Annotated in this window: 19 protein-coding genes; 15 read left to right on the plus strand and 4 right to left on the minus strand. The window is 41.2% G+C overall.

The features are described from left to right. The 6 genes from LM917_RS11675 (at position 1) to LM917_RS11700 (ending at position 5,126) form a co-directional block, all read left to right on the plus strand. Positions 1-918, plus strand: coding sequence for a permease prefix domain 1-containing protein (locus LM917_RS11675; RefSeq protein ID WP_232697689.1), 918 nt, complete (start codon positions 1-3; stop codon positions 916-918). Positions 919-1,151: 233 nt separating this feature from the next. Further along, the gene (locus LM917_RS11680) at positions 1,152-2,603 is read left to right on the plus strand and encodes a right-handed parallel beta-helix repeat-containing protein (protein WP_232697690.1); all 1,452 of its coding nucleotides are present in this window, start codon (positions 1,152-1,154) and stop codon (positions 2,601-2,603) included. Further along, positions 2,600-3,154, plus strand: coding sequence for a nitrous oxide reductase accessory protein NosL (locus LM917_RS11685; protein WP_232697691.1), 555 nt, complete (start codon positions 2,600-2,602; stop codon positions 3,152-3,154). Before LM917_RS11680 ends, LM917_RS11685 begins: the two co-directional genes overlap by 4 nt. Before the next feature lie 31 nt (positions 3,155-3,185). Continuing rightward, complete coding sequence (locus tag LM917_RS11690) at positions 3,186-4,004, plus strand: ABC transporter permease (protein ID WP_232697692.1); 819 nt, start codon at positions 3,186-3,188, stop codon at positions 4,002-4,004. Next, entirely contained in the window at positions 3,997-4,746 is a 750-nt protein-coding gene (locus LM917_RS11695) for an ABC transporter ATP-binding protein (RefSeq protein WP_232697693.1), read from the plus strand. Before LM917_RS11690 ends, LM917_RS11695 begins: the two co-directional genes overlap by 8 nt. Then, the gene (locus LM917_RS11700) at positions 4,743-5,126 is read left to right on the plus strand and encodes a hypothetical protein (RefSeq protein ID WP_232697694.1); all 384 of its coding nucleotides are present in this window, start codon (positions 4,743-4,745) and stop codon (positions 5,124-5,126) included. The genes LM917_RS11695 and LM917_RS11700 overlap by 4 nt, the downstream gene beginning before the upstream one ends. 82 nt (positions 5,127-5,208) lie before the next feature. Here LM917_RS11700 and LM917_RS11705 read toward each other — a convergent pair whose 3' ends face one another. Continuing rightward, positions 5,209-5,703 (minus strand): GNAT family N-acetyltransferase, encoded by a 495-nt coding sequence (locus LM917_RS11705; RefSeq protein ID WP_232697695.1) that lies wholly within the window; start codon positions 5,701-5,703, stop codon positions 5,209-5,211. A 186-nt stretch (positions 5,704-5,889) separates the two neighbouring features. Between LM917_RS11705 and LM917_RS11710 the strand changes: the two genes are divergently transcribed. From LM917_RS11710 to LM917_RS11725, 4 genes are all read left to right on the plus strand, one after another. Further along, positions 5,890-6,114, plus strand: coding sequence for a FeoA family protein (locus LM917_RS11710; RefSeq protein WP_232697696.1), 225 nt, complete (start codon positions 5,890-5,892; stop codon positions 6,112-6,114). Beyond that, positions 6,114-8,135, plus strand: a complete 2,022-nt coding sequence (feoB, locus tag LM917_RS11715) for a ferrous iron transport protein B (protein ID WP_232697697.1) — start codon at positions 6,114-6,116, stop codon at positions 8,133-8,135. The genes LM917_RS11710 and feoB overlap by 1 nt, the downstream gene beginning before the upstream one ends. 46 nt (positions 8,136-8,181) lie before the next feature. After that, positions 8,182-8,337, plus strand: coding sequence for a FeoB-associated Cys-rich membrane protein (locus tag LM917_RS11720; RefSeq protein ID WP_232697698.1), 156 nt, complete (start codon positions 8,182-8,184; stop codon positions 8,335-8,337). A 160-nt stretch (positions 8,338-8,497) separates the two neighbouring features. After that, positions 8,498-9,589 (plus strand): HD-GYP domain-containing protein, encoded by a 1,092-nt coding sequence (locus LM917_RS11725; RefSeq protein ID WP_232697699.1) that lies wholly within the window; start codon positions 8,498-8,500, stop codon positions 9,587-9,589. A 3-nt stretch (positions 9,590-9,592) separates the two neighbouring features. Here the strand turns inward: LM917_RS11725 and LM917_RS11730 are convergent, their stop codons facing one another. Beyond that, on the minus strand, positions 9,593-10,414 hold the full coding sequence (locus LM917_RS11730) for a VanW family protein (protein WP_232697700.1): 822 nt from the start codon (positions 10,412-10,414) through the stop codon (positions 9,593-9,595). A gap of 445 nt (positions 10,415-10,859) precedes the next feature. On the opposite strand from LM917_RS11730, the gene LM917_RS11735 reads away from it, so the two are divergent. The 3 genes from LM917_RS11735 to motB all read left to right on the plus strand — a co-directional run bounded on the left by LM917_RS11735 (position 10,860) and on the right by motB (position 14,795). Further along, complete coding sequence (locus tag LM917_RS11735) at positions 10,860-13,064, plus strand: exo-beta-N-acetylmuramidase NamZ domain-containing protein (protein ID WP_232697701.1); 2,205 nt, start codon at positions 10,860-10,862, stop codon at positions 13,062-13,064. Between the two features lie 152 nt (positions 13,065-13,216). After that, positions 13,217-14,020, plus strand: a complete 804-nt coding sequence (gene motA, locus LM917_RS11740) for a flagellar motor stator protein MotA (protein WP_232697702.1) — start codon at positions 13,217-13,219, stop codon at positions 14,018-14,020. Then, on the plus strand, positions 14,013-14,795 hold the full coding sequence (gene motB / locus LM917_RS11745) for a flagellar motor protein MotB (RefSeq protein ID WP_232697703.1): 783 nt from the start codon (positions 14,013-14,015) through the stop codon (positions 14,793-14,795). The genes motA and motB overlap by 8 nt, the downstream gene beginning before the upstream one ends. 349 nt (positions 14,796-15,144) lie before the next feature. Here motB and LM917_RS11750 read toward each other — a convergent pair whose 3' ends face one another. Beyond that, entirely contained in the window at positions 15,145-15,753 is a 609-nt protein-coding gene (locus LM917_RS11750) for a LysE/ArgO family amino acid transporter (RefSeq protein WP_232697704.1), read from the minus strand. A 119-nt stretch (positions 15,754-15,872) separates the two neighbouring features. On the opposite strand from LM917_RS11750, the gene LM917_RS11755 reads away from it, so the two are divergent. Both LM917_RS11755 and LM917_RS11760 read left to right on the plus strand, forming a co-directional pair. Further along, positions 15,873-17,396, plus strand: coding sequence for an aminotransferase-like domain-containing protein (locus LM917_RS11755; protein WP_232697705.1), 1,524 nt, complete (start codon positions 15,873-15,875; stop codon positions 17,394-17,396). A gap of 86 nt (positions 17,397-17,482) precedes the next feature. Beyond that, positions 17,483-17,713, plus strand: coding sequence for a DUF1450 domain-containing protein (locus LM917_RS11760; RefSeq protein WP_232697706.1), 231 nt, complete (start codon positions 17,483-17,485; stop codon positions 17,711-17,713). A gap of 77 nt (positions 17,714-17,790) precedes the next feature. On the opposite strand, the gene LM917_RS11765 is transcribed toward LM917_RS11760, so the two are convergent. Further along, a complete protein-coding gene (locus LM917_RS11765; RefSeq protein WP_232697707.1) occupies positions 17,791-18,993 on the minus strand; it encodes a site-2 protease family protein in 1,203 nt (400 codons plus the stop codon). Between the last annotated feature and the right edge of the window lie 42 nt (positions 18,994-19,035).

Here is a 19,035-nt window from a genome sequence, read left to right on the forward strand (position 1 = left end):
ATGAATAAAAAAATTCAGGGATATGTGGATCAATTGTTTGATGGGTATCAAGAATCCCAGCAATTACATGAGTTGAAAGAAGAGATCATGGCGAATCTCTTGGCACGAATTGAAGAGTCAGTTGCTAACGGAAAAACGGAGGAAGAAGCTTTTCAACTTGCTATCAAAGAGTTAGGGGATATAAGTGAGGTAGCAGAAGAAATTAGCCTGAATAAAAAATACGAAGTAATTGATGAAATGTTTAATCGGAAACCATTAGAGAAAAAATTTGCATTTGGCTATACAGTGGCAACAGGAATACTGTTATTTGGAATGATCGTGAGCCTTGGTTTATATTTTCAGAAGGGCGAGCTGTTTCTCGCAGTTTCATCCCTGTTTCCATTTGCGGTTGTTTCGATCTCAGCATTTGTCTTTTTAGGATTAGTACAAGAAACAAGCCACCAATATGGTATGAAACCAATACGAGCAATCTTTTATACCCTTGCAGCAGCGCTGTTATCTGGAGGCGTCTTCATATCATTTATCGCCTACCTTGAAAAAATGGGCCTAAAGGGAAGGATAGACTCGTTACAGGACATACTGGCTTTTCATAATGAACCGTTATTTTTAGCTTTAGCTGTGTTAATGCCATTTGTACTACCAGCTATTTGTTTGCTGATCTTTTTAGGCTTAACAGAAAAAGATCGTACAAAGCCTTCCGTATTTACTTCTTATAACTCAAGTCACCACACCGATACGAAAGAAATGATGGTATATGGCAATTTATCAGGAGCGATTTGGATTTTCTCGGTCGGGATTTTTATCGCACTAGGCTTTCTATGGACCTGGAAAATATCTTGGATTGTATTTATCTTTGCTGTGGGTTTCCAGGTATTATTAGAAGCATATTTTTCAAATAAGCGAAAATCACATACGTAAAGGGTTCGTTATCAAAAAAATAAGCTGAGTGCGAAAATGCGATAATGTGTTTTCTCACTCAGCTTTTTTATGTAAAAATGTCAGATTTATCAATTTTTCGTGGTTTTTAGCACATTGGAGGCATGTTGTAGCCCTTTTGAGTCATGTTGGAGTGTAGTTGCAACCATATGATTAGGATTGAAAAAGAAAGAAGATCATTTCTATCTTCAAAAACCTCGAAAAGGAGGTAAAAAATGAACAAAAAACTGCGCTTGGGTAAAAGGCTCGGGCGAGTATGGGGAATAAGGTTCGGGCTTATCCTCTTTATCGGTGGGATCATCATTTCCTCTCCGTTTCTGCAAGAAACCGTCCATGCAAATGATGGTACTAAGAGTCGAGCTGCGAAAGATATTCTTGTACAAAATCAGGAACCTGTGATTCCAGCATCAGAAATTCAAAAGTTGATTGATCAGGCAGAAGAAGGATCTCATTTGCAATTGAAGTCGGGAGTATACAGAGGGTCTCTGAAAATATCCAAGACGATCCAATTGTCAGGTGGCAATCAGGTCATTCTCCAATCTGAGGGTGATACCCCATTACTTACGCTTACTGGAGATGGAATTCAAGTCGAGGGAATTCAGTTTCTGGATAATCGCACCAATGTAGAGACAGCAACTATTCAGGTTACAGGGAAACAAAATTCGTTACGCAATCTTACTATCCACACATTTGGAACAGGTATTGCTTTACGTCAGTCTACCAACAATCATATTGTAGATACCCAAGTTCTAGGTAGACAGACAGAAAAACCGGTTGCAGGAGCCATTAATGAAGAAAGAACTCCTGGTAAGAAAGGGAACGGGATTGACCTGTTTGAATCTTCCAATAATCAGGTGGCGGGTAATCTGGTTACGAACATGTTTGATGGAATCTATGTTGAGAACAGTCATAATAACATGCTTACTAAAAATGAGATCACGGATTCGCGTTATGGAATTCATATTATGTTTAGTGAAAATAATCAGCTTATGCACAATAAAGGTGATCGAAATGTAACGGGTGCGATGCTGATGGGGTCGGATGGAAGTATCGTAGCGGATAACCGTTTTACGAAACAGACAGAGAACGTTAATTCTCAAGGGATTCTTCTCTATGATGTGCAACGAACACAAATCCTTCGAAATCATGTAGAAGGGAATCGGGTTGGCTTGTATGTGGAGACATCAGAGAAAAATTATTTTACCGAGAATCAGGTGTTACAGAATTTTATTGGCTTGCAATTGATTGAATCAAAAAATAATAACTGGGAACATAATCAGTTTATCGGAAATGTTTCGCCTGCTCAGGCCAAGGATAGCGCTGATAACCAAATGAGCTATAACTACTGGGATACTGCTCAGGTGGTGGACGTTGATGGAGATGGTACGAGTGATATCACCTATCCAATCAATCCGTTTTTTATTGAGGTAACTGATCAAGTAGAGGCATTCCAGATATTCTTTCAATCACCAGGGATGGCTTTATTAGAAAGTATGTTTGAGGATCATGAGGGGACTTTCTTACGGGATACATCTCCTGTGGCCCAACCGAATGATCTTACGCAGTCTGAATCTAATTCACAAGTATGGATTGTTTTTGGCATAAGTCTAATCTTCTTAGCAGTCAGCACATCCATCATCTATATTATGGGGGTACGAAGAAAATGAAAAAACACAAAGGTATGTTATTGACAAGTTTACTTCTGACAATGGCACTAGTTACAGGCTGTGGTTCGAAGGAGGTTCAACCGGTAGCGATTCAAGAAGGCGTAGACAAATGTGCAGTATGTAACATGCAGGTTTCTGATGATCATAATGCTACACAAATCATTACAAAAGACGGTAAGTCTCTTAAGTTTGACGATATTGGAGACTTGTTTGTCTGGACCAAAGAGCATGGTACAGAAAATGTAGAAGTACAATTTGTACGTGATTATCATTCAAAAGAATGGATGTATTTAGATCAAGCCACTTTTGCATATGACAAAGACTTTAAAACACCAATGTCTTACGGTGTCTATTCCTTTAAAGATAAAGAATCTGCAGAAGCCTTTGTAAAGGAACAAGGTAAAGGGAAAGTCATGACCCAAGCAGATTTAACCAGCCATTCTTGGGAGCGTAACAAGTCCGAAATGCATCACTCGAAGGATGGAATGAAGAGTGGACATGGAGATCAAGGCAGCTCAGGTCACGGAGATCAAGGTAGCTCTGGTCACTAAAAAATAAATAAGGAAAAGAGGAAGTGGCTACATGCAAGCAATTCAGATTGCCAAGCGAGAAGTGCGTATCGGCTTTCGCAATCCGTGGGCTTACTCGTTTCTTGCCCTTTTCTCCGTCTTTAGTTTAGCGTTGTTGCTCATACAGGCGCAGGCTTATATGGATGGATATACGCATACGACGGGTGCCATGCTAACCTTGATTCTATACCTGCTTCCTTTGATGACAATATTATTGGGTTCTTTTTCGATTACGACAGAAAAAGAGGAAGGCAGCTGGCAATTACTCTCTACCTATCCGCTGTCTACTTCTTCCTTCTTGGTAGGAAAGTATCTGGGCTTAGCATTAGTATTACTCGTTATCATCAGTTTTGGATACGGTTTGTCTGGAGTTGTAGGGCTCTTATTTGGAAAAAGCTTTTCTTTATCCGTTCTGTTATTTTTCTTTATGTTTTCGCTTTTGCTTGTCCTCTTGTTCCTAGGCATTGCCATCTGGATTGGAACCCTTTGTCAAAATCGCTGGCAAGCCTTAACTGTTGGGGTGAGCGTATGGTTCCTATTCATTTTGGCTTGGCCGACCCTGTTGATTGCAATCCTTGGATGGTTACCTTATCCATTCATTAAGCCTGCTGTTCAACTCCTTACTATATTAAATCCGGCAGAATTAGTCCGCATTTTTATGGTAGTAAAAATGGGTGGAGGTTCTATTTTTGGTCCTGAGTATTATCAATGGGTAACATGGTTAAAAGGTGGTTTAGGTACATCTATGTTTTACCTGTTTTGCCTGTTGTGGGTATCCCTGATGATGGTAAGTGCGATCCTGGTTTGGGAAAGAAGGCGATACCGTGGATAATAACAGGCTTATTGTAAAAGAACTAAGTAAAAAGATTAAGGGCCAAACATTAGTGGAGCCTGTGAACATAGAGCTGCCAGCGGGTGAAATCATGGCGCTATGCGGTGGGAATGGTGCAGGGAAAAGTACTATCTTGCGGATGATTGTCGGGCTAATGCGTCCAACCACAGGAGAAATAACAGTAGACGGTATGAGCTGGCAAAAAAATCGTACCGAGTATGCCAATCTAATCGGGTACATGCCCGATCAGTTTCACTTCGGAACTGGTTTAACAGCGGATGAGACCTTGAGGTTTTTTGCATCTCTACGCAATCTTTCTTCTGACCGAGTAGATGAAGTATTAGAGCTGGTGGGACTTACTGATGTACGGAAGAAACGGGTAAATACGTTTTCAAAAGGTATGCAGCAACGTCTGCTATTCGCACAGGCGATCATTGCGAGTCCAAGACTTGTCGTACTGGATGAACCAACGAATGGGCTTGATCCATATTGGATGGACGAATTCGTTCAGCTCGTGAAAAAAATTAAACAGACCGGAAGCAGTATCATATTCTCCACACACCAGTTATCGGTTGCAGAATTAGCGTGTGACTCAGCAATTTTCCTGCAAAAGGGTCAAGTTGTACAGTCAGGAAGTATCGCTCATTATCGCGAAAAATATGGCGCCCAAGGATTGCAGGGTGCTTTTGATGAATGGTTTCTCATGAATAAACAACAAGAGAGAAAGGCGGAGATATCATGACAGCGACAGTGACGAGAAACCGATTGTTTGTCCTGCTCTTTTTGATTGTTGCGCTAGTGGTGACTTCAGGATGCACATTACAGAGAAAAATCATCGTTACGTCTGATTTTGCAAGTGAGCCCGCCACACCAAAAGTAGGAGAAGCGACCAAGCTAACAGCAAAATTGGGTGGTCTAGAGAGTTATGAAGAGGTATATGTGGATTTTGAGATGAAGATAAAGGACGAACGTAAACGTGAACTGGTGAAGGGAAAACAGACAAGCACGGCTTTCTATGAGGGAGTGCAAACATTTTCTAAGCCAGGAACGTATCTGATAGAAGTACACGTTTACACACCTAATGACCATGATACCTTTAGATCGGAGCTTGTGGTGGAATAAGCGTTTAAAAATAGCATCTGCTTGTTGGATGCTATTTTTTGTTGCCTCATTGTATTATTTGTTTTAGCTTGTCAGCCCTTCGTTAAGACTCTACCAAGGAAAACTCCACTTCATCTGTGATGGCTATGCCATTTTCTTCATTAATTAACGGGATTTCCGGCTTTATTTTACGTGCTTCCGTTATAGCATTCGGGTACACGGCAGTCATTGTAAAACCCAGCTTTCGATAAAAACTCATGGCATGCCAGTTATCATTGGAAGTAATAAGCCAGATACGTTTAAGATCTAATTCTTTCGCCTTCTTGATAGCGAGCCTCACCAAATTACTACCAATCCCTTTCCCTTCCTTAAGACTGTCCAGAGAAACGATCTCCATTTGCTCATCCTTGATTTGATAAGTAAGTAATCCAATAATGTCTCTCGTATCTTTTAGGGTACAGATATAGCCTGGAAGCTGATCAATCTGGTGAATGTGACCTCTTGATACCATCTGGGAGGAGCCCCAGTTCTTAATGATTAGCTCAGTTAACGTAGGCTTATCTTCATGAATCTCACTATATTTATAAGAATGTATCATGACAAAAACTCCCTTCTAAATAGGTATTTCTAGCTAAGCATATTTTCAGATAGAAAGGAAAGCATTTTGTTAAAAATGTGATTTATTTCACATTGATTTTACATATACATTTGATATAATTACATCAGATGAAAATGATTATCATTAGATTGATTTCAGTAGATTAATACACCGGAGTGATGAGAAGTGGTATTGACTGATGTGAAAAAGGGGCAGAAAGTACAAATCGTTGATATTACCAATGTAAATGCGTTAATACGCCGTCGTTTGATTGATCTGGACGTCGTGGAGGGCACGATGGTAAAAATCAAAAGAGTGTTGCCTTTTGGAGGACCATTTACTTTGGAAGCTGGTGGACAGCTCTTTGGTATACGTCGAAGAGAAGCTAAAATGATTGAGGTTTCTTATTAATGAATACTGTTGCCTTAACTGGAAACCCCAACACTGGAAAAACTACTTTATTTAATCTTTTAACAGGCTCTTATGAATACGTGGGTAACTGGCCAGGAGTTACGGTTGAGAAAAAAGTGGGTCGGCTAAGAGGAATGCAGGGCTTACTCGTTGACTTGCCTGGTATCTATTCCTTGACTCCCTTATCAAAGGATGAAGGAGTCGCGACAGGATATCTGTTGGAAGAGAATCCTGATCTTTTGCTTAATATCGTGGACGCTTCACAATTAGAACGTAATCTCTACCTAACATTACAGTTAATTGAGTATGGCAAACCTATGGTTGTTAGTCTGAACATGGTAGATGTTGCTAAGTCGAGAGGCTACGAGATTGACGCAAAAAAATTAGCGGATAAATTGCAACTGCCAGTCTTACCGATAGTGGCAAGAACAGGTAATGGCTGTGAGAAAGTAAGAGAAGCAATCAAGCACGGAGGTGTGACACCATCTGATTTACAAATCAACTATGGGGATATTATCGAACAAGCTATCGATAAGCTTAGTTTTGCACTTTCCTTTCAAACAGACCTTACTATGCCAAAGCGTTGGTTAGCACTACAATTCTTAGAAGGTAACGAAGTAGTTACCACTTTTTTGGAGAAGCGAATTGATATCGGTTTGCTGGATCAAATTTACCAGCAAACAGTAGAGCAGTGTAGAAAGACTGGACTTGTTAAAAATCATAGCTCATTGCAACCCTATATGAGGCAAATAAGAAGTAAAGTCATTTCAGAAATAATTGCTTCATGTCTTACCCAAAAACATCGGGTAGAAAAGACCTGGACGGATCGAATTGATAACATTGTTACGCATAGATTGTGGGGCCTTCCGATTTTCCTGCTGTTTATGTTTTTGGCATTCAAGCTGACGTTTGAATGGGTAGGTGTACCGCTTTCAGATCTGTTAGACGGATTCCTGGGAGGTCCATTCACGGATTGGCTTCGAGTTGGTATGGAGAGCATTAGCTTGTCTAGTTTTTTGCAAGCAGCAATATTGGACGGTGCTGTGGCAGGGGTAGGCGGAGTGCTTGTCTTTGTACCGCAGATATTCGTGTTGTTCCTGATCATTTCATTTATTGAAGACTCAGGGTATATGGCTCGTGTTGCCATGGTTATGGATAAAATCATGGAAATGATCGGGCTAAATGGGAAATCATTTATCCCGATGATTATCGGTTTTGGTTGTAATGTTCCTGGAGTTATGGCAGCACGTTCCATCGAACAACCTAAAGAACGATTACTTACAATCATACTGACACCACTTATGTCATGCTCGGCACGATTACCGATATATAGTTTGTTCGTGGGGACGTTTTTCGCACAGAATCAGGCAATCATTGTTTTGTCCATCTATGTACTAGGTATTGTGTTATCTCTCATTCTGGCAAAACTGTTCTCTATATTCCTGTTGCGGCATGAGAGCTCTGTGTTTTTCATAGAATTACCTCCTTATCGCATGCCACAGGGTAGAACGCTAATCCGAAGTACATGGGAAAAAGGAAAGGGATTTATCCGCAAAGCGGGTACATTCATTTTTGGTGGTTCGATTGTCATCTGGTTCCTCAGTTATGCAGGACCGGGTGGGTTAGATGTTAGCATGAATGACAGCTTCCTCGCCATGATTGGTGGTGTGATAGCTCCTTTGTTTACACCGCTTGGATTTGGTAGCTGGGAGGCAGGAGCAGCATTACTTACTGGTTTCCTGGCGAAAGAAGTGGTTGTCTCAACAATGAATATCATCTATGCTGCACCAGACGCATTATCTTTGCAGAGTTTGCTGGAAAGTCAGTTTACCGCATTAGGTGCCTATAGCTTCATGGTATTTGTATTGCTATATGTTCCATGTTTGGCGACGGTTGCAGTTATACGAAAAGAAACGGGTTCAGCAAAATGGACTTGGTTCTCGGTCGTATATGGATTGGCTATTGCCTATCTGGTTTCATTCCTTATTTATGAAGGTGGCAAGCTGCTCGGTTTTGCATAGTTCGCATATAGCATAATGGACGACACATAAGAATAGAGGCGAGAACATGCTAGGAATACTGTTAAATTGGCTGGTAGGCTTGCTTGTTTTCGGGTATGCCGGATGGTCTATCTATCGCTATTACAAACGAAGCAAGAAAGGCAAGTGCGCAGGATGTAGTGTAGAAAAAAGTTGTAGCTCCGGTTGCAAGCCGAAATCGTAATCATACAGAATCGAATTAAAAATTAGCAAAAATAAGAGCTCGAATCAACATGAGATGACATTCTTGATTCGGGCTTTTTTGTGTGTAAAAATAATAATATAAACAATGGTATTTTTTGCCGATATATGTAAGAGAAGAAATAATTAGGGGGGACGGGGAAGTGGCGCAGGTATACTTGGATTACACCCTTGAAGGAAAAGTTCTGGCTGAGGACGTTTTCAATAACTTTGGAGTCCTGTTGCTGTCAAAAGGTTCAGTACTGACAACACGGGACATCATCAAGCTAAAAAGCAGTGGTCTTCGTTATGTGGGAATTGTTGATAAGATGCCCTCTGGAAATGAAAGTATGATGAAAGAGCAATGGGAGCGTATTTCTGCAGATAAAAAGCTAGTCGCCAATTATATGGAAGCCACAGGTATGCTACGAGACATGTATGATACGGTATCGAGTCAAAACAAGATTCCAACTGTAGAGGCATGTGTAGAAGTGTATGAGAAGGTTTGTTTAAAAGAAGTAGGTTGTAAAGAGTTATTACGATCACTTTACCTTATTGAGGGTTCAGATCATTATACATATCGTCACTCTATTAATGTCTCTATGCTTTCTTCGACGATTGCTACTCTTCTGGGGTTACCGGATGAAGAAGTAGAAATCATTGGGTTAGCTGGGCTCATGCATGATATTGGCAAAATGAAAATCCCCGCAGAAATCATTCATAAGCCCGGTAAATTAACAGATGAAGAATTTGAAATCATGAAATTACACACGGTCTATGGATATGACCTGATTAAAAGGGCAGGTTCATTTCCCGAGATAGTAAGAGATGTTGCCTTGTTACACCACGAGCGATTGGATGGCGGTGGTTATCCTGAGAAGAGAAAAGGCGATGCCATTCCACTACCTTCTCAAATCGTGGCAGTAGCTGATATGTATGATGCAATATGCTCGGATCGGATTTATCGGGAGCGGACCTCTCCTTTTGAAGCTGCCAAAATTTTATGGGACGATGCTTGTTCAGGTAAGCTAAGCCCTAAAATTGTAGGTACGTTTATTTACTCCATCGTCTCGATGTATGTTGGTTCCAAAGCGTTACTTTCGAATGGTGAAAAAGTGGAAGTCGTAATGATCCACCAGGATGAACCTATGCGTCCGTTTGTCAAAAAGGATGACGGAACTTGTATTGATTTACGATTAGTAAGAAATCTTAATCTTCAAAAACTTATTTCAGAAAAGAATCACGCAGAAGTATGATCCTCATCCGTGATGTGGCAACAAGGGTTCATACATCATCAATGCATGATTTTCCGTAATAAACTGGTCATCGATTAAGAAGCCGTCGAAAGAGTAGAGGCGACGAAATAACTGATTAGATCGAATATATCCTCCCCAGAATGCTGGCTCGATAAGGTGGTTTTTTTCATATATTTCATATTGATAAGAAAGCGGTTGCATGGCTCTCCATTCGCCTACCAGATGACCGTCTGTAATGGTAAGGATGAGTTGATAAGGCTGATTAGTCTCATTTTTTATCCGCAAATCCAGATAATTAAATGCACAGGTAGCACCACTGCCAAAGGGCTGAGTACGATTTGCATCAGGAAATACATCGTAGCTGTGGCGGTATCGTTCTGTAACGGTGAGCGGTGTATGCAACGTCATCCAATAAATCAAATTGGATAGTTGACATAGACCGCCTCCGACACCAATTTTTACTTTTCCGTAGAATAACTGCATTCCTTCTACATAACCCCTCCGCCTTGAAGGATTCTTGATAAGCCTCCAGTATGAGAAAGTCTCCCCAGGTTGAATCACAATTCCATTCAAAGCTTGCATGGCAATGCGTAGATTATGTACTTTATTATGCTGCAGCCACATGTCGACGTTTTGTAGTTGTCGTAATAGCGGTGTGCGATGTGTGAAAATCAGGGCAGGCAGCTCGCTCTCTTCTTTTTGTAATGCGAATTCAATTTGACTAAAATACCATTCATAGTAACGTTTGAAACGATAGTATTTAGTCCCAAGCCAGATTCGCAGAGGGCTACGCTTAATCGGGCGAAGTGAAGGTGGGATCGACACGATGAAGTTCTCCTTTCCGGACAAACAGTCTTATTAGATCTAACGTTTATGGAGAGGAAAAGTTACTCATCCAAATAAAAGACCCCTAATATTTTCTTACTATTATGAACAAATTGCCTCCTTCTTTCGTATATTTTACCAAAGGAAAAAATGTTTCAGGAACCAAAAAAATTGCCTGCTTCCAACTAAGGAGGAACAAGTCGATGTTGAAGGAGCGATATGAACGTTTTGTCATTGTTTTTCTGGTGGTCCTATGCTGTATCCTTGGCGTTTAACTGCACGAAGGTACAAAAAAAGCGATTGCCACAACATGAATGGGGCAGTCGCTGGTTTATTTTATTGAATTAACAAATTTCATTACATTACGAAACATTTTAGACATATAAGAGTCTCACTTACTATAGAGATAATAGCGAAGAGACCACTGGGAAGGATACTGGAGCTAATGCGAAAAGGACTATTATTTTTTTCTTTATTACTTATGTTAATGCTTGTCTCCGATAAAAATTCATTTGCGAAACCATTAGCCGTTAAACTAGGCGACGATGTGTTACTTGCAAAGTATTCGCAGCTAATTGATGGGAAGCGTGTCGGACTCTTTACGAATCAGTCTGGATTAAATGGAAAAGGACAGAGTATGGTAGATGTCCTTTCGTCATATAAAAATGCAACGTTAACGACTCTTTTTGCGCCTAGATACGGTTTAGTTGGAAGTGTACCAACGGAAATATATGTGAAATCATATAATCATGAGCAATTGGGTATTCCTGTTTACGTTTTGGACGATGATACTCAGAAGCCTACTCCTGCTATGTTAAAGAACATAGATGTACTTCTGTATGATATCCAGAGTGCGGGAACAAGCTGGGATCCTAATCTATATAGCTTCTATGATGCAATGATGGCTGCGATGGAAAATAACAAGCCGATCATTATCCTTGATCGACCAAACCCAATTGGAGGAATTACGGTAGAGGGACCTATTCAACTTCGAGATGTGGATTCATATGGAAATATTGTAGGAGAAGTGACGAAACTTCCACATGCCCATGGGATGACAATTGGGGAATTAGCCCTTTATTTTAATCAAAAAATTGGAGCACAAGTAACAGTTGTTCCCATGGATTATTACGAACGTGGCATGATTTTTCAGGATACAGGATTAACATGGGCGCCGATTTCACCTAATCTTCCTGACATAGCCTCTGTCTTCAGCTACCCGGCTAATAGAGAAAGAATAGGAAGTGTATGGGGAAAAACGGATGCTAAGTGGATTGGTATTGAGGGAGCTAGTGGGAAGAACTATGCTGCAATGTTAAATAAGGCCGAGCTACCCGGAGCTACATTTTCCCCGGAAATACGTGATGGAAAAGAAGGCGTTACCCTGACGATAACGGATTACCATACCTTTAATCCGGCTCGAACAGGATTGTATACCTTCATGTATGCAAAAGAGCTCACAGAGCTACATAGGGTAGAGGGGAACTTAACTGTAGAGCAGGTAAATAGTCTCGCTCTAAACGCGAATAAACAAATACAAGAGATGGAAGAATTGTATGCCAAAGATCTGGAAACGTTCAAACAGGATCGTATGAAGTATTTGATCTATAGTAATAAGGGAAAAGAGAATCGTGCAGCCATTGTTAGTACGGGACCAGTTGAAAAGGAACAGGTTAAAGAAAAACCTGTAGAGACTGGTAAGCCTTCACCTTCAACGCCAGAGCTGGCGCCCTTACCTACTTACCCGTTTCCAGTTCCAAAATCAGACCTAGAACCGGTGCCAACTCCCAATCCTGCTATACCTGGCAAGGAGTCAATAACTAAGCCAGATACTACACAGACGCCTGGGATAACTGATCCAAAACCAGAACCGAAACCAGAACCAAAACCGAAACCAGAACCGAAACCAAAACCGAAACCAGAACCAAAACCAAAACCGAAACCAGAACCGACGCCAACACCAACACCTAAACCAACGCCAACACCTGCACCTAACCAAAAAGTAGCGTATCTGACGTTTGATGACGGTCCATCTGCCATCACACCACAGATTTTGGATACTTTGAAGGAACATAATATAAAAGCTACTTTCTTCCTTTTAGGAAAAAACGTAAAAGGGAATGAAGCGATTATAAAGAGAATGGTCCAGGAAGGGCACGCTATTGGCAATCATTCTTATTCGCACAATTACAATCAGATTTATAAGAGTCCAGAGGCTTTTTTTGCAGATTTGAAAAAAGCAGAGGATGAGATTAAGCGAGTCACGGGTCAAAAAACCCTCCTTGTTCGTTTTCCAGGTGGAAGCAATAACAATGTGAGTAAAGATGCACAAGACCCCAAACGATACAATGCGAAAAAATGGATTATGCCTGAATTGGTTAAAGGGGTGAAAGAACGCGGGTACAGCCATTTTGACTGGAATGTTAGCTCAGGGGATGCGGAATCCAAGACATACTCCGTTTCACATGTATTAAACAGGGTAAATAACGGGATTGGCAACAAAAAAGAGATTGTCGTACTCATGCATGATGCCGGTTCAAAGGCAAATACAGCTAAGGCGCTTCCACAGATGATTGCTAATCTGAAAAAACAGGGCTATACCTTTGCAGCACTGCAACCAACCAGTATACCTGTGCAGTTTATAAAATAAGTAAAGTGATACCGTCAGCCAACGAGAGTGATATTTTGTTGGCTGACGGTTTTTTGTCAGTAATCTCGTTAAGTTATACTCATAAATTCCCTCGTGTTTACCGAAATAGATTATAGAGAGTGTTTATTTTTCGGGGAATAGGAAGTGTCTTAATGGATAAGTCGACTATTATAGGGGTTATTCTTGGGGTGGTGGCAGTATTTGTAGGGATGTACCTAAAAGGAGCAAGTCTTTTAGCCTTGATCAACCCTGCCGCCATTCTTATCATTCTTGTAGGTACGATTGCCGCAGTATGCATTAGCTTCCCTATGGCAGAGTTAAAACGGGTTCCAACACTGTTTGCCATTCTGTTTAAAGAAAAACAGGAGCATAACAAGCGTGAATTGGTATCTCAGTTTATGAATTGGGCTGGGGTAGCTCGTCGAGAAGGATTGCTTGCTCTGGAGAATACGGCTGATGAAATTGTAGACCCGTTTTTGCGTAATGGCATGAAAATGATCATTGATGGCGGGGAGCCTGATTTTGTAAGAGAAGTATTGGAAGAAGAAATTAATGCGATTGAAGAGCGTCATGCCAGTGGTGCTTTGATCTTTTCGCAGGCAGGTACATATGCTCCTACACTAGGGGTATTGGGAGCCGTTATTGGTCTTGTTGCCGCTTTGGGTAATTTAGCTGATATTGATATGTTGGGTCTTTCTATCTCAGCTGCCTTTATTGCTACACTATTAGGTATCTTCACTGGATATGTGCTCTGGCATCCATTTGCTAACAAACTAAAGCGTAAATCTGCTCGTGAAATTGAAGTGAAAAAAATTATGATTGAAGGATTGTTATCCATCCAGGCTGGTGTTTCTCCGACGGCTATTGAACAGAAGCTACTGGTATACATTCCTCTAAGAGAACGGAGTGTGGCTAAGAACGCAGCGAGGGAGGAAGGAGCAGAATTAGATGGCTAAACGTAAGAAAAAGCATGACGAACATATTGATGAGTCCTGGCTCATTCCATACGCGGATATTCTTACTTTGCTGCTAGCCTTGTTTATTGTTCTATTTGCATCGAGCTCTGTGGATTCACAGAAATTCCAACAGATGATGAATTCATTTAATTCAGCACTTACTGGTGGTGTTGGGGTTCTCGATATGCCTTCACCAGTAGATCCCGTCAATCCAGTTTCCACCTCACCAATAGGGGGAAATGCTGATATTCAACTTGTTGAGAAAAAGAAGTACGAACAACAGATGAATTTTTTGCAGGAAACGGAGAAGCTGGAACAATTAAAACAACAATTGGACATATATCTGGAAGAAAACAGCCTGACTGGCAAGCTACATACAAAAGTAACAGAAGCAGGTCTCCTTATTACCATTATGGATAATGCCTTGTTTGCATCAGGTAGTGCACAGGTTCGAGCTGACGCCAAGGAACTTGCTAGTGAAATATCCAAGCTATTGGAGCCGGATGGAAGACGTGTAACAGTCTCTGGACATACGGATAATGTTCCTATACGTAATAGTCAGTTTTCATCCAATTGGCAGCTTAGTTCCCAGAGGGCTCTTAATTTTATGACTATCTTATTGGAAAATAAAAAACTGGACCCACGCAATTTTAGTGCCATTGCTTACGGGGAGTATCACCCGACAGCTTCAAATGACACAGCAGAGGGAAGAGCTAAAAACCGTCGGGTTGAGTTAGCGATCCTGCGTAATTTTGAAAAAGAGAAAACGGAATAACATAAAAATCAGCCCGTTTCACTTCTCTAATAGTGGAACGGGCTGTTATGTTGGTTGGCGCACAAAGCTTGGCAAATCTATATTTTCTATCTATGATAGTAATAAATCAACTCTACATGAAAGAGTACAGGGGCGAGAAGTTATGTGGTTTTTATTTTTTCTGGTCTTTTGTCTTAGTACACTGCATTATGTGTATCGCAAGCGAAAACCGGTATCCTATACCTTTTTTCAAGAAAGCTTATATCTTTTGTATATTGTTGGTTGTCTCGAAGTTGGAATCTACCTATTGTTTACCACTCTGTTCTAGTAAACAGGTATGCCCGTGAGCGATAATCAACTGTATGAATCACTAAAGTGAAAAGAGAAGATAAATAGCAGCCAACCAAATAAGAATAGCAGCCAGGCGGTTTAACATAAACATGATTCTACCACCAGAATCCATCTTGCCTACTATTCTTCCTGCCCATGAAAGTGCAAAAAACCAGATCCACGAAACTGCAATACAACCGAAAGCAAAGGCGTACACAGCGCTTTCACTGTAAGTTAAGGCACTGATCCCGATTACACCGATTGTATCAAGAATGGCATGTGGATTAAGAAGAGAGACCGAAGCAGCAAACATCATCTGTTTGCCAGCAGATAATGGTTCTTGGGTTTGCTGATTTTTAGCATGCCCGCTGGATTTCCAGGTAAAGTAGCCAAGATACAGTAGAAAACAGGAACCAATGAGAATAAAGGCGGTTTTTAGCCAGATTACGTTCCAGAGTAAAACTGAGACCCCAAGAATTGCGATTATAATGAGAAAGGTATCGCAAAGTGAAGCCGTAAGAATGGCAGGAAGTGCATGTCTAAATTTCTTTTGAACTGCTCCCTGATTAAATATAAAAATATTTTGTACGCCTAATGGTAAGATTAGTCCGAATGCAAGTAAGACTCCGTGAAAGAAAGCGATTGCCACGTGTTGTCGACCCCCCATATTAGATGATCCCATCTTACTGAAGAACCGATGAAATGTCTTCATCCAATTGGTTGGGTATAAAGCCAACCAAGTTGTGCTTTTATCTTAGGAGGAGAGAGATGAAGAAGAGGCAAATTTCGCACCGATTTCAAGCAACTGCATCACCGTCCCCCATTGATATTGGCGACTGGCAACCATTAAGGGGGAGCAAACTCCCCTTGTATCGTCAGATTGCTTATTATATGACCGAAAAAATCAGTAAAGGTGAATGGCCAATCGGCTATAAAATCCCGACTGAACGAGCTTTGGCAAGTGCTTTCCAGGTTAATCGGAGTACGGTGGTTACAGCCTTCCAGGAGCTTGCAGCAGCAGGTCTAATCGAAGGAAAGAGTGGGAGGGGCACGATTGTGGTAAGCCAGCCAAGTATTCTATCCTCCCTTGATTGGCGAAGTTACGTGGATGCTGGCTTGATTCAGCCTAATCTCCCAACGATCCAGCAAATAAATCGGGCAGAATTTCTGCCAGATATGATTCGACTTGGTACAGGTGAGCCCTCTCCTGAATGGTATCCGCATAAGCAGATGACACAAATTTTAGGATCACTCAGAGATCATATACATAGCATGGGGTATTTGGAGCCAAAAGGGCTCTTAGAGCTTCGTATACAGATCAGCAAACATTTGGAGAGGATAGGCATACAAACAGACCCTTCTTGCATTCTGATTGTTTCAGGTGCGCTACAAGCCCTTCAGTTGATCGCTATTGGCTTATTAAAACCTGGGGCAACCATGTTAATTGAACAGCCAAGTTACCTTTACTCACTAACCCTACTGCCTTCTGCAGGTATACATATGCAAGGGGTAGCAATAGATGGAGAGGGTATTTTTCCAGATGATGTAAGGGAAAAGGTAAGGAGTAAGGTCCGATGTACAACGAATACTAACGATCATGAGACCTCTATGTTGTATACGATCCCATGCTTTCATAATCCAACAGGCGCTATGATGAGTGTAGGACGTCGTCAGGAGCTTTTACAGGTCTGTCAGCAGGAGAGACTAGCCCTGATTGAAGATGACGTGTATCGCGAACTGTGGCTGGATGAGGAGCCTCCTCCTCCTATGAAAGCGATGGATGAAAAAGGCGTGGTCCTCTATGTAGGGAGCATGTCCAAAACGTTAAGTCCAGGTTTACGTATCGGTTGGATCGTTGCACCTCCTACGGTAGTGGAAAGATTAGCTGATTTGAAGATGCAAACAGATTATGGGGCTAGCACTCTTTCACAATGGGCAGTTACAGAATGGTTGTCTAGTGGTTTGTACGAACAGCATCTGGATGAGGTTCGTAAGCAGCTTCGAATCAGACGAGAATGGATGCTTTCGCTGTTGGAGGAGAATTTTACTGACCTGGCTAGCTGGAATAAGCCTGCAGGCGGTTTTTATATTTGGCTTCAATTACGTAAACCAATTCCACTGCACAAATTATTTGAGGAAGCAAAGCAGGAAGGGTTACTGCTTAATCCTGGTAATTTATATGATCCAGCTGATGGCTGTCATTTGCGGCTTTCCTATGCTTACGCGGGCATTGAGGAGATGAAGCAGGGAATGGGGCAATTAGCTCTTTTACTGAAAAAATATCTCTATTAACAAAAGGCTTGTTGCGACAAATAAAAAAACGAGCTATAGTGGTTACTGTTATGATTGGCTTTCGTCTGGAGAAAGGAACATGCTTAATGTCAAACGATTTGCGTATCTGTGATGAATGTAAGGGATATAATGCAGAAGAATTTGCCAAGCGTCTGAAGGAATTAGTTCCTGATGCAACGGTAGATATCGGCTGTCAAAATATGTGTGGCCATTGCTTGAAACGAGCATTTGTCTATGCGAATGGACGCTGGTTTATTGGGGCAAACGAGGAAGAATTGATCAAGAAAATGATGCCTCATATTAAAAAGAAAAAATAATTGATATGACAAAACCGCTACCCGATTGTGAAGGATAGCGGTTTTTGTTTTCTCAAATGTGAAGGTATTACTGGGCTTTAGGGCATTATACTGCGAAGTACGACATCTAACTGTGTATTGGAATAGTAGTAGAAGCCTGCGAGAACAGTAGATAGTAGCACGTAGGTAATCAGTACCTTCCAACGGGTTGAGGAAGAGGCCTTGTAGTAATTCTGGATATGAGAGAGTTCTTCATCCAGCTTCTTACTCTTCTCATTTGCTCGTTGTAATTCTTGTTGTAGGACGGTTGGTGCAGGATTCTCTGTATTCTCAGTTTGTAGTTGTTCCGTATCCCCATCCGGTCTGTAAGCATATTGATTCCAGGCAGACATGTATTCTTCTTTTTCGTGTTTCGTCAGAGTTTCCCATTTATGAAAGAGGAAAAATCGGTCCATCACAAGCTTTTGGTGCTCAATTTTTTTATCTTCACCGAATAATGGAAAAGAAAATGGCTTTTTCAACTCAGTTTTGGAACATTCATTTACCTCTCGTTGCAAGACAAGTCGCTCCTCAGAAGAGAGTGGTGATTCCATCCAAGTAGTCAAATCCTTTTTCCACTCCAGCCACTTATTCCGTTCGTATTCCATGGTTTCTGCTTGAGATGTACTCTTAAGATGATTGTACCAGGTAAACAAGCCCATGATAAAAATCAGAATCATAAGCGGGTTTGGTGAGTAGAAAATGAAAACAGCCATAATTAGCAAGCCCAAAAACCATAGGTTAGGTGAGAGGACTGCTACGATGCGACCACCATCTAGAGGCGAGACTGGCATCAGGTTAATCAGGTTAATAAATGACCCCAGATAAACGACCAGTAACCAAATCGGCTCCTGCGTATAGTAATAGAGCGGAATGGCAGGCAAGAAGGATAACAGTCCAGCGAATGGACCACCTAAAGCAAGAAATGATTCGGTTTTGGCATCACGAGGTAGTTCCTTTAAGTTAATAAAAGCTCCGACAAATGGGATAAAGAAAGGCATGGAGACCTTGATTCCCTTTATCCTGGCAGCAATGACATGACCTAACTCATGAATCATAATTAAATAAATCAAGGCAACTCCAAATTGCCAGCCAAAAAACACTGCATATACATAGAGGGCAACACCCATACTGATGAAGGTAGCACCGAACTTAGAAAATTTTAGCAAGGCAAGTAATGTTTTTGCTTTCGTAAGTAAAAACAAACCAATTACGATGAAAATCGAGCGATTGGCTTTTTTGGTTTTAGGATTTACGGACATCTTTCTCCTCCTGAATGATTCACTTCATGATTGGTATACGAA

Origin of the sequence: Brevibacillus daliensis (genome assembly GCF_021245735.1) — a bacterium.
GTDB lineage: Bacteria > Bacillota > Bacilli > Brevibacillales > Brevibacillaceae > Brevibacillus_B > Brevibacillus_B daliensis.